14 protein-coding genes are annotated in these 12,401 nt (G+C 59.3%); 9 read left to right on the plus strand and 5 right to left on the minus strand.

Annotation, left to right across the window (positions count from 1 at the left end):
* Nucleotides 1-15 precede the first annotated feature (15 nt).
* The 5 genes from K6U75_11685 (at nt 16) to K6U75_11705 (ending at nt 4,370) form a co-directional block, all read left to right on the plus strand.
* Complete coding sequence (locus K6U75_11685) at nt 16-900, plus strand: ABC transporter permease (GenBank protein MCL6475699.1); 885 nt, start codon at nt 16-18, stop codon at nt 898-900.
* Between the two features lie 84 nt (nt 901-984).
* Complete coding sequence (locus K6U75_11690) at nt 985-1,707, plus strand: gamma-glutamyl-gamma-aminobutyrate hydrolase family protein (GenBank protein ID MCL6475700.1); 723 nt, start codon at nt 985-987, stop codon at nt 1,705-1,707.
* Nucleotides 1,708-1,721: 14 nt separating this feature from the next.
* Nucleotides 1,722-2,390: a type II secretion system GspH family protein gene (locus K6U75_11695; GenBank protein MCL6475701.1), complete on the plus strand. Its 669-nt coding sequence runs from the start codon at nt 1,722-1,724 to the stop codon at nt 2,388-2,390.
* Nucleotides 2,387-3,745, plus strand: a complete 1,359-nt coding sequence (locus tag K6U75_11700) for an amidohydrolase family protein (GenBank protein ID MCL6475702.1) — start codon at nt 2,387-2,389, stop codon at nt 3,743-3,745. The genes K6U75_11695 and K6U75_11700 overlap by 4 nt, the downstream gene beginning before the upstream one ends.
* Nucleotides 3,729-4,370 (plus strand): class II aldolase/adducin family protein, encoded by a 642-nt coding sequence (locus K6U75_11705; protein MCL6475703.1) that lies wholly within the window; start codon nt 3,729-3,731, stop codon nt 4,368-4,370. Before K6U75_11700 ends, K6U75_11705 begins: the two co-directional genes overlap by 17 nt.
* A 2-nt stretch (nt 4,371-4,372) precedes the next feature.
* Here K6U75_11705 and K6U75_11710 read toward each other — a convergent pair whose 3' ends face one another.
* Both K6U75_11710 and ubiA read right to left on the minus strand, forming a co-directional pair.
* Nucleotides 4,373-5,131, minus strand: coding sequence for a menaquinone biosynthesis protein (locus K6U75_11710; protein MCL6475704.1), 759 nt, complete (start codon nt 5,129-5,131; stop codon nt 4,373-4,375).
* 3 nt (nt 5,132-5,134) lie between these two features.
* Nucleotides 5,135-6,007, minus strand: a complete 873-nt coding sequence (ubiA, locus tag K6U75_11715; protein MCL6475705.1) for a putative 4-hydroxybenzoate polyprenyltransferase — start codon at nt 6,005-6,007, stop codon at nt 5,135-5,137.
* Nucleotides 6,008-6,190: 183 nt separating this feature from the next.
* Between ubiA and K6U75_11720 the strand changes: the two genes are divergently transcribed.
* A complete protein-coding gene (locus tag K6U75_11720) occupies nt 6,191-6,388 on the plus strand; it encodes a hypothetical protein (protein ID MCL6475706.1) in 198 nt (65 codons plus the stop codon).
* Nucleotides 6,389-6,495: 107 nt separating this feature from the next.
* On the opposite strand, the gene K6U75_11725 is transcribed toward K6U75_11720, so the two are convergent.
* Entirely contained in the window at nt 6,496-7,332 is an 837-nt protein-coding gene (locus K6U75_11725) for a DUF4114 domain-containing protein (protein MCL6475707.1), read from the minus strand.
* Nucleotides 7,333-7,795: 463 nt separating this feature from the next.
* Nucleotides 7,796-8,545, minus strand: coding sequence for a DUF4114 domain-containing protein (locus K6U75_11730; protein MCL6475708.1), 750 nt, complete (start codon nt 8,543-8,545; stop codon nt 7,796-7,798).
* A gap of 215 nt (nt 8,546-8,760) precedes the next feature.
* Here K6U75_11730 and K6U75_11735 point away from each other — a divergent pair, with 215 nt between their 5' ends.
* The 3 genes from K6U75_11735 (at nt 8,761) to K6U75_11745 (ending at nt 11,114) form a co-directional block, all read left to right on the plus strand.
* Complete coding sequence (locus K6U75_11735; protein ID MCL6475709.1) at nt 8,761-9,516, plus strand: polyprenol monophosphomannose synthase; 756 nt, start codon at nt 8,761-8,763, stop codon at nt 9,514-9,516.
* Between the two features lie 117 nt (nt 9,517-9,633).
* Entirely contained in the window at nt 9,634-10,719 is a 1,086-nt protein-coding gene (locus K6U75_11740; protein MCL6475710.1) for a GntR family transcriptional regulator, read from the plus strand.
* Nucleotides 10,720-10,835: 116 nt separating this feature from the next.
* A complete protein-coding gene (locus K6U75_11745) occupies nt 10,836-11,114 on the plus strand; it encodes a hypothetical protein (protein MCL6475711.1) in 279 nt (92 codons plus the stop codon).
* On the opposite strand, the gene ugpC is transcribed toward K6U75_11745, so the two are convergent.
* Nucleotides 11,111-12,217 carry a sn-glycerol-3-phosphate ABC transporter ATP-binding protein UgpC gene (ugpC, locus tag K6U75_11750; protein ID MCL6475712.1) on the minus strand — a complete coding sequence of 369 codons (1,107 nt, stop codon included), beginning with the start codon at nt 12,215-12,217 and terminating at the stop codon, nt 11,111-11,113. The two genes, K6U75_11745 and ugpC, sit on opposite strands and share 4 nt — an antisense overlap.
* Nucleotides 12,218-12,401: the final 184 nt, after the last annotated feature.

Raw genomic sequence — 12,401 nt, forward strand, 5'->3', positions numbered from 1 at the left:
CTGCTGCTGACGGAGATGGCGCTGATGCAGTCGCTTTCCCCGCTGTTTCTAACCCCCGATAACCTGATAGAGGTCGTTCGCCAGTCCGCCGAGATCGGGTTGATTGCGCTGGCGATGACTCTGGTCATCATCACTGCAGGGATAGACCTGTCGGTTGGTTCCATCGTCGGTTTAAGCATTATGGTGATGGGCATGTTATGGGAGGATGCCGGGCTTCCGCTCTGGGTGGCGGTACTGCTGGCACTTCTCACGGGCACGTTGCTGGGCGGCTTCAACGGAACGCTCATCACCCTGGTCGGCATCCCGCCGCTCATCGTCACGCTGGCAACGATGGCAGGTTTCCGCGGCATTGCGCTCGGCATGAGTCAGGCGCGCTCCATCCGCAACTTCCCCGAGGGTTTCCTGCACCTGGGACAGGGATACGCACTGGGGATACCGGTGCAGGTGTGGATACTTGCCGTGGCTGCCCTGATCTTCCATCTGGCGTTAACGCGCACGGCGTGGGGGCGATCGGTGTTTGGACTTGGGGCAAACGAGGCAGCGGCTCGGTTATCTGGAGTGCCCGTGAACCGGGTGAAGTTGCAGGTATATATGCTATCGGGCTTCATGAGTGCGCTGGCAGCGGTCATCTACGCGGCGCACGTGTCTGTCGCCAAACCCGATGCAGGGCTTGGCTTTGAGCTGACCGCAATTACCGCCGTTGTGCTGGGGGGAACCGCCGTCTCCGGCGGCGAGGGCGGCGTACTCGGCATGCTGATTGCCCTGCTGATGGTGGGCTTTCTGCGCAGTGGTCTGACGCTGGCGCGCGTACCATCGGAAGCGCAGGATATGATGGTGGGTTTGTTACTCATTCTCGTGGTCGCTGTGGACCGATGGAGCCGCCGCACGGCCGGCGATTAGGCGACTCGCCGAGTGCCTCTGAACTTCCTCCCGTTTTTCCTCGTGTGGTATAATGGGACAGCGACAATCGGGGCTGGGCAGGCGATGAAATCTCCGCTTATCGGTATCACAACCGGCTACGAACAACAGGATGAGGAGTTCGTCTCGCTGGAGAGGCGGTACATCCGCGCTGTGGAGCGGGCAGGCGGAGTTCCGGTGACGCTGGCTCCCCTTCAGGAGCAGCGACTGGTGGAGCGCTATGCCATTCAGCTGGACGGGCTCATTGTCCCCGGCGGCAAGGACATCCCCCCCGCCCTGTATGGCGAAGAGACGCACCCCGAAACCGAACCCCTGTCGGAAGAACGCCCTCTCTTTGAGATGCAGCTGGTGCGCCTGTTTCGCGAGTTGGATAAACCCGTGCTGGGCATTTGTTACGGCTGCCAGCTGTTAAACGTGGCGTTCGGGGGCACTCTCGTTCAGGATATTCCCTCGCAGGTTGCCAGCAGCGTCAAGCATCGCAGGCGAACGTCGCTAGAGCCCCACGCCCGGCATGTGGTGAGCATCCGTCAGGGCAGTCTCTTGAGCGGGATTCTGGCAGCAAACGAGTTGGAAATCGTCAGCTCGCACCATCAGGCAGTCAAGCAACCGGGCAGGCATTTGCAGGTCGCTGCCCTCGCACCGGATGGCGTGATTGAAGCCGTTGAGCTGGAGGACGCGCGCTTTTTCGTCGGGGTACAATGGCATCCGGAGATGGACCCTGAAGCGGAAGCAACCCATCGGCTGATGCGGGCATTTATCGAAGCCGCCTCGGGGATTGGGCATCGATAAAAGGAGGTTTTGCAATGGGACGACGTGCGGCGTTTACGCTGATTGAGATTCTGGTCGTTATCGCGATTATCGCGGTGCTGGCCGGGCTGCTGTTTCCCGTCTTCTCGCGTGCCCGTGCGAAAGGGCGTGAAACCGCTTGCCTGTCCAACATCCGCCAAATCGGAATGGCAATCATGATGTATGCCGAGGACTACGGTGAACGCTATCCGTGGGCAGTCGACGCGACCGACAAGTATACCCCCCAAATCTGGAACGACTTTCCGGAATGGCAGCAATGGATACCCTACATGCCGCTGCTACATGAAGCCCTGATGCCCTACTGCCGCAGCCCGCAAATCTGGGAGTGCCCATCGGATATTGGATACGTGTATCAGGACTTCAACTGCGAACCGCTGGACGCTACCCCGTCCTCCTACCGAAAGTTTGGCACCAGCTACGTCTTCCGCACCGAGATTGCCTTCCGGCAAATGATGCTGTCCAACTTCCAGTATCCTTCGGAGGTGAACGTCATCATGGACAGCAGCGGCGCGTGGCACGGCAGTGAAGGAATTATGCGTACGCGCATCGAATGCTTCGACCCGCGCTTCTACAGAGGCTATCGCTATAATGTATTGTTTGGCGACGGACATGCCAAAAATATCACCTACTACGACCTGGACAGAGCGTGGAGCATTCCACTGTGATTCTGCGAGCAGACTGGGTACTGCCTGTCGCCCGCGACCTCATTGAACAGGGCGAGGTGGTGATACACAACGGGATGATTGTGGACGTACGCCGGCGTTCGGGCACGCGCGGCGGTGCAGACGTGCTCGATTTCGGCGAGGCGGTCATCCTGCCCGGGCTGGTGAACGCGCACGCGCACTTGGAACTGACCGTGCTGCGCGGCGCCATCGAAGACCTGCCCTTCTTTGAGTGGTTACGCAGGCTCGTCGAGCTCAAGCGTTTACTATCCGATTCGGAGTGGCGGGATTCGGCTCTGTGGGGTGCTCTGGAAGCGGCGTCATCGGGTGTGACAACAATAGCAGACACCTCCGATTCGGGAACCTCCGCGTACGCCCTGTTGCAAACGGGTCTGCGCGGTCGTGTCTATCAGGAGGTTTTCGCCGTGCAACCCGACCATTCTGCGCAGAAAACGCTCAGGGAGCTGGAAGATAAGCTGCAGTGGCTCCACCGCGCGACTCAGGGCACCCTGGTGGAAATCGGCGTTGCCCCGCACACGCTGTACACCGTGCGACCGGATGTCATGACCGCTCTGCGCGACTATACCCGTAAGAAAGGCTACCCCGTGTGCATCCACGCCGCCGAATCCACCGAGGAGGTTGCCCTGTTGCACGAGGGCAAGGGCAAGTTCGCCAGCATGTATGCCGGACGAGGCATCGCCTGGGAGACACAGGGCAAGCATCCGATAGACATCCTGCACGAACAGGGCTGGCTGGACGCCGACACCCTGCTGGTTCACGCAGTGCAAACCGACTCGCGCCACGCAGAACTCTTTGCCGCGACAGCCGTTGCACTCGCCCACTGCCCCCAGTCCAACGCGAAGCTATACAACGGCGTCGCGCCTCTAAGCCACTGGCTGCAACAGGGCGTGAAGGTCGGACTGGGAACCGACAGCGTGGTCAGCAATAACGCCATCGACATGTTCGCGGAGATGCGCAGTGCGCTGATGCTGCAGCGGGCGGTGTTCGGCGTCGATTCCTGCATGACCGCGCCCAAAGCGGTGGAGATGGCAACACTGGGCGGGGCGCGTGCCCTGGGCATGGCGGAACGTATCGGCACGCTGGAGCCGGGCAAGCAGGCAGACCTGTGTGTGGTATCCCTGAGCAACACTCACTCTTTCCCCGTTTACGACCCTTACGCCGCGTTGGTTTTCTCCACACGTGGCTCCGACGTGCAGATGACGATGGTAGCGGGGAAAATCATCTACCAGCAGGGCGAGTATCCGCTGCTTCGCGAACCCGTGCCTCATCTGCGCGAACGGCTTCGCCGTACCGTGCGACGCATTTGGGAAACGCTGAGCCATGACAGATCTGAGTAGCTGGCAGAAGCAGCTGTGCGAACTGGGGCACTATCTCGGCGAGCGAGGGCTGGCTTGGGGCACCTCCGGCAACATCAGCCTGCGTGTGGATGAGGAGCGTTTTCTCATCTCCGCGTCCGGCGCGTGGCTGGGCCAACTCACGCCACAGCAAACCGCCCTCTGCGCTCTACGCGACGACGCCGTTTCAGGAGCCAAACCGTCGGTGGAAACGCCCATGCATCGGGCGATTTACCGCACCCGCCCGGAAGCCCAGGTCGTGGTGCATGTCTCCCCGCCCTACTCCACGCTGGTCGCCTGCTCGAGCCTCGAGGTGCCCACCAACCTGAACATCGAGAACATCTTTTATCTGGGGCGCGTCGCTCGCGTACCCTACATCCAGCCGGGCACCCAGCAGCTCGCCGACGCCGTCGCCGAAGCGGTGCGGGAACATGAGACCATCATCCTCTCGAATCACGGCGTCATCACTTTCCACCGTTCCATCCCCGACGTGCTGATGCGTGTGGAGTCTTTCGAGATGAGCTGTCGCATCATCGTGATGGCGCGGATGGCAAATATCCCGTTGAACCACCTGTCTGCGGAACTGGTGGAAGCGTTGCGCAGTGCAGGCGGCTACCGCCCTGTGTGAGGCTAAACCAACCCCAGCTGCTTACACTCGTGGGCAAAGCGGTTTAACGCCTGTTCGTGGGCGTCGGTCATCGCGTACTGCATGATGTCGCGCAAGTAGTGCCGAATCAGGCTCGCGTTTATATTCAGCCGCGTCGCTTCCTGCTGCACGATAGTCTCGAGGTGCGCCAAACCCCACTCTCGCGCCCGATGCAAAATCTCTTCCACATGGGCATTGACGCTTTCCACACGCCCCAGCCACAACGCCCACACGAACGGCAAACCCGTCCACCGATACCACTCCTCACCCAAATCGACGACAAACAACCCCTCAGAACACGCCATCATGCCCTTATCACCGATGAGCAGAGCCGCATCCGCCTGCTGAAGCATTGCCTCCAGATGGGGAGCTGCCGGGATATAGCGGGGGGTTGCCTGCCACCATCGTGCGAAAAGCACCTGCACCAGCGCGGAAGAGGTCAGAGAGCTGGTATCCAGTGCAACCGAGCGTATGCTGTCCACAGGCACTTTCGAGAAGAGACGCACGCTGAGCACCTTGCCCGTGCTGGCGATGGTGATGCCCGGAACCGCCCTCCAGTCCGCATGGCGGAATAGTTCGACGGAGGAGACCATCGCGCACCCCACCTCACCGGCTTCCACCATGCGCGCCAGACGCGACGGCACATCGTACACCACTTCCACGCCAGTGCGTGAGCCCTGGGGGGTCTGGAACCACGCAATCAACGGCTTTGCGTTCAGGTAAGGGACGCTACCGATTCGCACCCATCACCTCCAGAATACCCACCAGTCCACCACCGTAAACGCCAGCAGCAACACGCTCACCCACCCGTTCAAGGTGAAGAAGGCAAGGTTCACCCTGCTGAGGTCGTTGGGTTTCACCAGGCTCTGCTCGTAGGCGATGAGCACAGCTGCCACCGCCACCCCTGCGTAGTATCCCCAGTGCAGACGGGCTATCTGCCCCACAGCGATTAGCAAAAGCACCATGCCCACATGCATCAGCCGCGACAGCCACAGGGCACGAGCTTCCCCGATGGTCTGCGGCAGCGAGCGCAAACCGACCCGCCGGTCAAACTCCACATCCTGCAGGCTGTAGATGATGTCGAATCCTGCCGTCCACAGCATCACCGCCAGCGAGAGCAGTATCGGCACGATGTCGAAACGTCCCTGCACCGCCAGCCACGCCCCCACCGGCGCGATGCCCAGACTCAGTCCCAGCCACAAGTGGCTCAGTGCGGTGAACCGCTTGGTGTAGGAATAGCCCAGAATCCAGAGCAACGCCACCGGCGACAGCGCGAAGCAAAGCGGGTTGAGCTGCCACGCTGCCAGCACAAACACCGCCGCGGACACCGCCGTGAACAGGGCGACCTGACCGACGGAGAGAATGCCACGCGGCAGCGCGCGGTTTGCAGTGCGGGGGTTGAGGGCGTCATAGTGCAAATCCGCGATACGGTTGAAAGCCATCGCCGCGCTGCGCGCCCCCACCATCGCCGCCAGTATCCAGCCCAGCGTGCGCCACTCCGGCAGTCCCCGTGCCGCCAGCAACGCGGATAGCAAGGCGAACGGCAGCGCGAAAACCGTGTGCTCGAACTTAATCATCTCCAGAATGATGGCGACCTGTCGCACAAACACCCAAATCATTGCGATGGCTCGTCAACCTCCATTGCCATTATACCCCGCCCGACGGGAAGGAAAACATGCCTCTTCACAGCGAAAGTGGAGGACACGAACGCTGTCATGCTGAACGGAGTGAAGCATCTCAGATTCTTCGCTGATTTTCAGAATGACACGGGTTGACCGAATAACACGGCAGGTAGCGGTGACATGCAGGAGCATCACGTGCAACCCAAACGCATTCTCTGTCCACGCTGTCCGCTGTACGACCGGGCAAGGCGTCGGTGTGCCATCGGCAAAGTGAACCCCCGCACGAAACTGGACACCTACGAAACCGCGCGGCTGTTGGGCGTGCGCGCGCTGTGCCCCTTTAACCCCTACCGCGAGCGTTTGTTGCACCCCAAATGAGAAATGCGCCGCTAGGCAGCTCGCATCTGCAGCGCGACGCATTTTCTCTCGCCTTCGTTATTCCGTTTTTCGGAAAGGGAAGTGAGCGGAACGGTTCAGTTTTCGTGCTAAGCCCGCCTGCGGCGCAATAGCGCGAGTGCAGGCACGCCACTCAGGAACAACATCCAGGTGGAAGCATCCGGGATCGCCTGGATGTAGACCACCAGGTCGTTGTAGTCTTTGTCAGAACGACTCAGTGGGAGGTCCTCGGCGCCGATGTAGTACGCCGGGTAAGCGCCAGTCTTAGCCTGGAAAAACGCAAAGTGCTGCTTGCCATACTCCGTGCCGCTGTTCAGCGTCGATTGCGAGAAGAAGGCACGCAGCACGGTGCCCGGATTTGCGGAATCTTCAGTTGCCAGGTAGAACCCGAAATCGGTCCAGGGGCTGACAAAGGTGAGAGACGCACCTGGGCCGTCGGTCCCCTTAAACAACAGCATACTTTTACCAGAAAGTCCCAAACTGCCTGGTGGCGTGGTCAGCAACTCATTAAGGTTGCTGGGCAGGTCACCCTGCTTGTAAATGCCGAAGTAGTTCCAGTTGCTCAAGCCCGCGATTTCAATCTTCAGGGCTGCCCAGTTGGGCGCTACCGACTGGAAGTACACCTCAATCGGCATGCCGAACAGACCCGCATTCGTCCCCGTCCCTTGCAAATACGGCATGGACGGATTGTTCGGGCTTTGCGGATGTCCGGTGAATGCGCCTGATCCCGCGATGAAATTGCCGATGTTGCCCGGCTGCGTGTAATCCGACGAGTTGCCATCCCAGTAGGGGTCTCCGTTCTCGTCAGCTGCCCACGTTCCCTGCCACGCAACGCCGGTGGCGGCGGGCTGCAGCGTCAGTGCGTTCGCCGTTCCCATTACGAGAACGATGCTGGCTATCACAGCCAGCGGAACCAGTCTGTTCATATCCTTTCCCTCCTCGAAACGAACTATAGGGCGATGGCACCCTACGCGCCCCTAATATGTTGCAAAAACCGTGCCAAATACGGGGTTTCCTGCGCCCGAGGGGCATTTTCTGTTGAAAAAAGCCCGATGCAAACAAGCACCCTTACGGGAAGCGTGTGTGTAGTTAGGATGTTTAGCAATATAAGAACGAAACGCTTGGTTCACCGCACCACGGTTTGGAGATTCTTCGCTAACGCTCAGAATGACAGGTAGCCGCTTGTCATGCGGAACGACATGAAGCATCTCATGGCGGGCAGACGTTGACGGAGGGAAAAGCCCGAAGGCAATCACGGAAAATGCGCCGATAGGCAGTTTCTCACTGCAGCACGGCGCATTTCACACAGGTTGGTAGCCGGTCTATTCGCTTTTCTGGATGGGCACAGCCTGCGGTGGGCTCACCGCAGGCTTCCCTCGCTTAAACCTACTACGCGCGTTTGCGGCGCAACAGCGCGAGTGCAGGCATCCCGCTCAGGAACAGCATCCACGTCGAGGCGTCGGGTACTACGTTCGCGACGTACACCACGAAGTCATTGTAGTCTTTGTCGCCCAGCCCTTTCAAGTCCTCGGCGCCGATGATGTAACCATTCCTCAACAACGGCAGCAGACTAGGCGGGATGGTCGGGTTCGTGATGAGCGAAGTAGGAGGTGTTGGCGCCTCGAAAAACGCGAAATGCTGTAGACCCTGGTCCGCACCTTGATTGAGCGAACTCTGGGTATAGAAGGTTCCCTGTGGGCTCGTCAGGTAGAACCCAAAGTTACTACCAATCGGGACATTGAAGAGTTTGCTCTGATTGGGGCCAGCCGAACCGTCGAAAAGCTCTGTCTTCACAGGATTGCCGGAGTTCAGTACGTAGTAGCCGAACTTATTGTTTGGCGCAAATCCGGCAATTTCAATCAATATGGCTGCCCATTCCGTGCCATTCGTGAACTGCACTTCGGGGTCAGCCGCACCGGCACCGGACGCCCAAGTCTTCAGGGAACCGTAACCTTTGCTCAAGAGCCACTCACCGATGTTGGGTTCGCTGGATGGGTTGTCCCAATACGGGTCCCCATTGTCGTTGGCTGTCCATGTGTACCACCCATAGCCCGCCTGGCCCTGCAGCGTCAGCGCCCACGCGCCGCTCACCGCCAGCACCAGACCGGCTACCAGTACGAACAGTACGAACCGTTTCATGCTCACGTTCCCTCCTTTTCGGAATATGGTTCAGGGCTGCGAGAACCCTTTCCACCCCTAAATATATGCAAGATTCGTGCCATAGAAGGGGATTTTGGGGGGTTTGAGGGAAAAATTTTTGGAAATTTTTTGCGCCTGCGCCCTCGCCCTGTTTTTGCCGATAATGGATGCAGATTGTGCTATAATGAATGGATACTGCCGGAGGAGCAACGCCCATGCCGGACCGCTCAGCCATTGTGGTCATACCAACCTATAACGAGCGAGAGAACCTGCCGCTGGTGTGCGAACAGGTCTTGCGACACACCGCAGGCACAGTTCATATTCTGGTTGTGGACGATAACTCGCCGGACGGCACGGGTGAACTGGCAGACGCCCTCGCGCGCAAGCACCCCCAAATCCACGTGCTGCACCGTCAAAGCAAAGAGGGTCTGGGACGCGCCTACGTCGCGGGGTTCCAACAGGCGTTGCAGATGGGCTACGCGCTTATCGCACAGATGGATGCCGACCTCTCCCATGACCCCCAAGACTTACCTCTGCTGATTGAGACGGCTACGTCTGCCGATCTCGTACTCGGTTCGCGCTACGTTCCAGGCGGCGACGTCAGCAACTGGTCACGCCAGCGTTACTGGCTTAGCTTTATTGCGAATCAGTATGTCCGCATGATCACGAGAATCCCTGTTCGCGACGCAACCGGAGGCTACCGCCGCTGGCGGCGCGAAGTGCTGGAAGCCATCGATCTCGACACCGTCCGCTCCAACGGCTATGCCTTTCAGATTGAAATGGCATACCGCGCATGCCGGCTGGGGTTCCATATACAGGAAATCCCCATCGTGTTCACCGAGCGGCGTGCGGGCAAATCCAAGCTTTCCAAACGGGTCATCTGGGAAGCCGTGTGGCTTCCGTGGAAACTACGCTTTTCCAGAGCCTACAACCCCTCCCCCACCGAGCAGGGCGCGGTTCCCCCTGTTTGACATCTTTGACGCTCCGCGATATAATGTGCATGACAGGCGTGCGCAGCATTATATAACGCTCAACAGTGTGTTCGCATGTTCACCGAACAAACAGCATCCATCTCAGGAGAGGGCGTCATGCGTTCTACCGACACCGATGAACCACGATACCTGCGCATCCAGCGCATTCTGGAAGAGCAGATTTTGCAGGGTAAACTGCCCCCAGGAAGCCAGCTGCCTGGCGAACGCGACCTCGCGCGGCAGTTTGGTGTCAGCCAGATGACGGTGAACCGCGCCATTCAGGAACTGGTGCGCAAGGGACGCCTGTACCGCCGTTCCGGAGCAGGCACTTTCGTCACGGACGCGGTACAACCGGTGCGTGTGCACGGCGTGGTGCTGGTGGTTCCGCATGCCGAACATCCGCAGGCGGATACCTACTTGCGCGAGCCGTTCCGCGCGGTGCGCAACGTGGCTCAGGCACGCGGGCTGACTCTGCACATCGTGCAGGCAGACGTGTCCGAATACACGCAGGTCGTTGACCAGCACGCGCATGGCGCCCTGCTGTTCGTTGCGCCTCCTGTGAACGCACACGATGTGCTCTCGTCCCTCTGGCAAAAAGGCACGTGCTTCGTGGTGATGGGTGCGTCGTGGCAGAGCAGCTCGTTCCCCTGTGTCGATAGCGACAACTTCGGTGGAGCACGGCGTGCGGTCGAGTACCTGCTCTCCCTCGGACACCGCCGTATCGCGTACATCAACGGCTGGGAAGGCAGCACCAATTGCGCCGACCGCCTGCGCGGCTACGAGCACGCCATGCAAAAGTGGGATGTACCCGCGCGTTCGGAGTGGGTGGTGCAGGCAGGGTCGGACTCGCACCTGTGCGTGCAAGCCAGACAGCAGCTCACCGACCTGCTCATCCGCACCGAGCGCGTCACCGCGGTTTTCACCGCCGGGTATTACCTGGCATTGGAGACGCTGACCCTGCTGCGCTCACTGGGGTTGAGTGTGCCAGAGGACATCAGCATGATTGCTTTCGATGACCCATCGAGTGCCGCGCACCTGAACCCTCCCCTCTCCACCGTGCGACAGCCCCTGTATGAAATGGGACAGCGCGCGATGGAGCTGCTCATGGACTTGCTCACCAGCCCAGAACCGAACGCCCTTTGCCAGACCATCTACCTGCCCACCGAGCTGGTCATCCGCGAGTCGTGCGTGAGGTTGGGATGACCGTTTGTTTACGGGCTTTTAAGCTCCAGAGCGCGAATGCTCGCAGTTCTGCGGTGCAAAAATCGCTTTTTTCGCCGACTACAAGAACAGTGAAACTGCGGGAAGGAGCACGTATGATGAAGACGCTGATATACTGTCACCGAAACTGGAACGACAACATGCAGGAGTGGGAAAAGCGGCAGAGGCTGTGTCGCGCGGTAAGCAGAGAGCTGGGTCTGGTCCAAACGGTGGAAGCAGAGGATTTCGCCACCCTTCAGCGACTTTGCTTACGTGAAGGCTACCAAGGTGTCATCGTGCCGAGCGTCATGCATACTCCCCCCGAGGTCATTTTGTGGCTGAAGAGCCAGCGCATCCGCATCTACGATGCCATGCGCTGGCAGATGCAATCGGGTTAGTAGATCGCCTTCTGCGTCTCTTTGTCAAACAGGTGCGTCTTGTCCATGTCCAGCACAATCTCCAGCTCTTCGCCCTCTTTGGCTTTAGTATCGGCGTCGATGGTGGCAACTATCTGATGGGTGCCTAACGTCAGGTACATCGTGACAACGGCTCCCATCGGCTCTATCACGTCCACCATGGCCTTCAGGGTGTTGCCGTCATGTGCGGTGGTGGTGGGGGCAAGGTTTTTGTCAAAGATGTCCTCGGGGCGCACACCGAACACCACCTGTTTGTCCACCCACGGCTGTACCTTGTCCGCCGCGAACTTGGGCAGCAACAGTTTGAAGTCGCCGCCGTCCACGTAGTAGTCGTCCCCACTGCGCTTCAGCGTTACCTCCAGGAAGTTCATCGGCGGCGTACCGATGAAGCCTGCCACGAACATGTTGGCAGGATAATGATAGATATTCAGCGGGGTGTCTACCTGCTGCAACACGCCGTCTTTGATCACCGCGATGCGGTCGCCCATCGTCATCGCCTCCACCTGGTCATGCGTGACGTAGATGGTGGTGACCGCCAGTCGCCGCTGTAGCTTGATGAGTTCGGCACGGGTCTGCACGCGCAGCTTGGCATCGAGGTTGGAGAGAGGCTCGTCCATCAGGAACACCTGCGGCTCACGCACGATAGCCCGTCCCAGCGCCACACGCTGGCGTTGACCGCCGGAGAGCTGCTTCGGCTTGCGGTCCAGCAAGCCCTCCAGCCCGAGCAGCTTGGCCGCCTCGTGCACGCGCCGCTGTATCTCCGCTTTGGGGAACTTTCGCATCCGCAGCGCGAACGCCATGTTATCATACACCGTCATGTGCGGATACAGTGCATAATTCTGGAACACCATCGCGATGTCACGGTCCTTGGGCTGCACATCGTTCACCAGGCGGTCGCCGATGTAAATCTCCCCTGAGGTTACCTCTTCCAGTCCCGCAATCATGCGCAACGCGGTCGTCTTTCCACAGCCCGAGGGTCCTACCAGCACGAGAAACTCTTTATCTTTGATTTCCAGATTCAGGTCGTTGACGGCAACGACGTTTTTGAAGACTTTGGTCAGGTGTTTTAACGTGACCGATGCCACAGCTCCCCGCCCTCCAGTTGAGTGTTTGTCTACTATTCATCATATGGGAATTGGATTCCTGCTGTCAAGCCGTCCACGGCTCAGGCAGCCCTTCGGTCTGCCTGGAGAGATTTTTTTCGGGAGTACCCGAAATGGAGCTTGCAGCATTCGGAATATTGTGCTAAAATAAAGATAGTTAACGTTA

It is taken from the genome of Bacillota bacterium, from assembly GCA_023511455.1.
Taxonomy (GTDB): domain Bacteria; phylum Armatimonadota; class HRBIN16; order HRBIN16; family HRBIN16; genus HRBIN16.

What these genes read in the sequence shown, in the direction of transcription:
- K6U75_11685 (MCL6475699.1), top strand. Translation starts at nt 16, where the DNA reads ATGGCGCTGATGCAGTCGCTTTCCCCGCTGTTTCTAACCCCCGATAAC.
- K6U75_11690 (MCL6475700.1), top strand. Translation starts at nt 985, where the DNA reads ATGAAATCTCCGCTTATCGGTATCACAACCGGCTACGAACAACAGGAT.
- K6U75_11695 (MCL6475701.1), top strand. Translation starts at nt 1,722, where the DNA reads ATGGGACGACGTGCGGCGTTTACGCTGATTGAGATTCTGGTCGTTATC.
- K6U75_11705 (MCL6475703.1), top strand. Translation starts at nt 3,729, where the DNA reads ATGACAGATCTGAGTAGCTGGCAGAAGCAGCTGTGCGAACTGGGGCAC.
- ubiA (MCL6475705.1), bottom strand. Translation starts at nt 6,007, where the DNA reads ATGATTTGGGTGTTTGTGCGACAGGTCGCCATCATTCTGGAGATGATT.
- K6U75_11720 (MCL6475706.1), top strand. Translation starts at nt 6,191, where the DNA reads ATGCAGGAGCATCACGTGCAACCCAAACGCATTCTCTGTCCACGCTGT.
- K6U75_11725 (MCL6475707.1), bottom strand. Translation starts at nt 7,332, where the DNA reads ATGAACAGACTGGTTCCGCTGGCTGTGATAGCCAGCATCGTTCTCGTA.
- K6U75_11730 (MCL6475708.1), bottom strand. Translation starts at nt 8,545, where the DNA reads ATGAAACGGTTCGTACTGTTCGTACTGGTAGCCGGTCTGGTGCTGGCG.
- K6U75_11735 (MCL6475709.1), top strand. Translation starts at nt 8,761, where the DNA reads ATGCCGGACCGCTCAGCCATTGTGGTCATACCAACCTATAACGAGCGA.
- K6U75_11740 (MCL6475710.1), top strand. Translation starts at nt 9,634, where the DNA reads ATGCGTTCTACCGACACCGATGAACCACGATACCTGCGCATCCAGCGC.
- K6U75_11745 (MCL6475711.1), top strand. Translation starts at nt 10,836, where the DNA reads ATGAAGACGCTGATATACTGTCACCGAAACTGGAACGACAACATGCAG.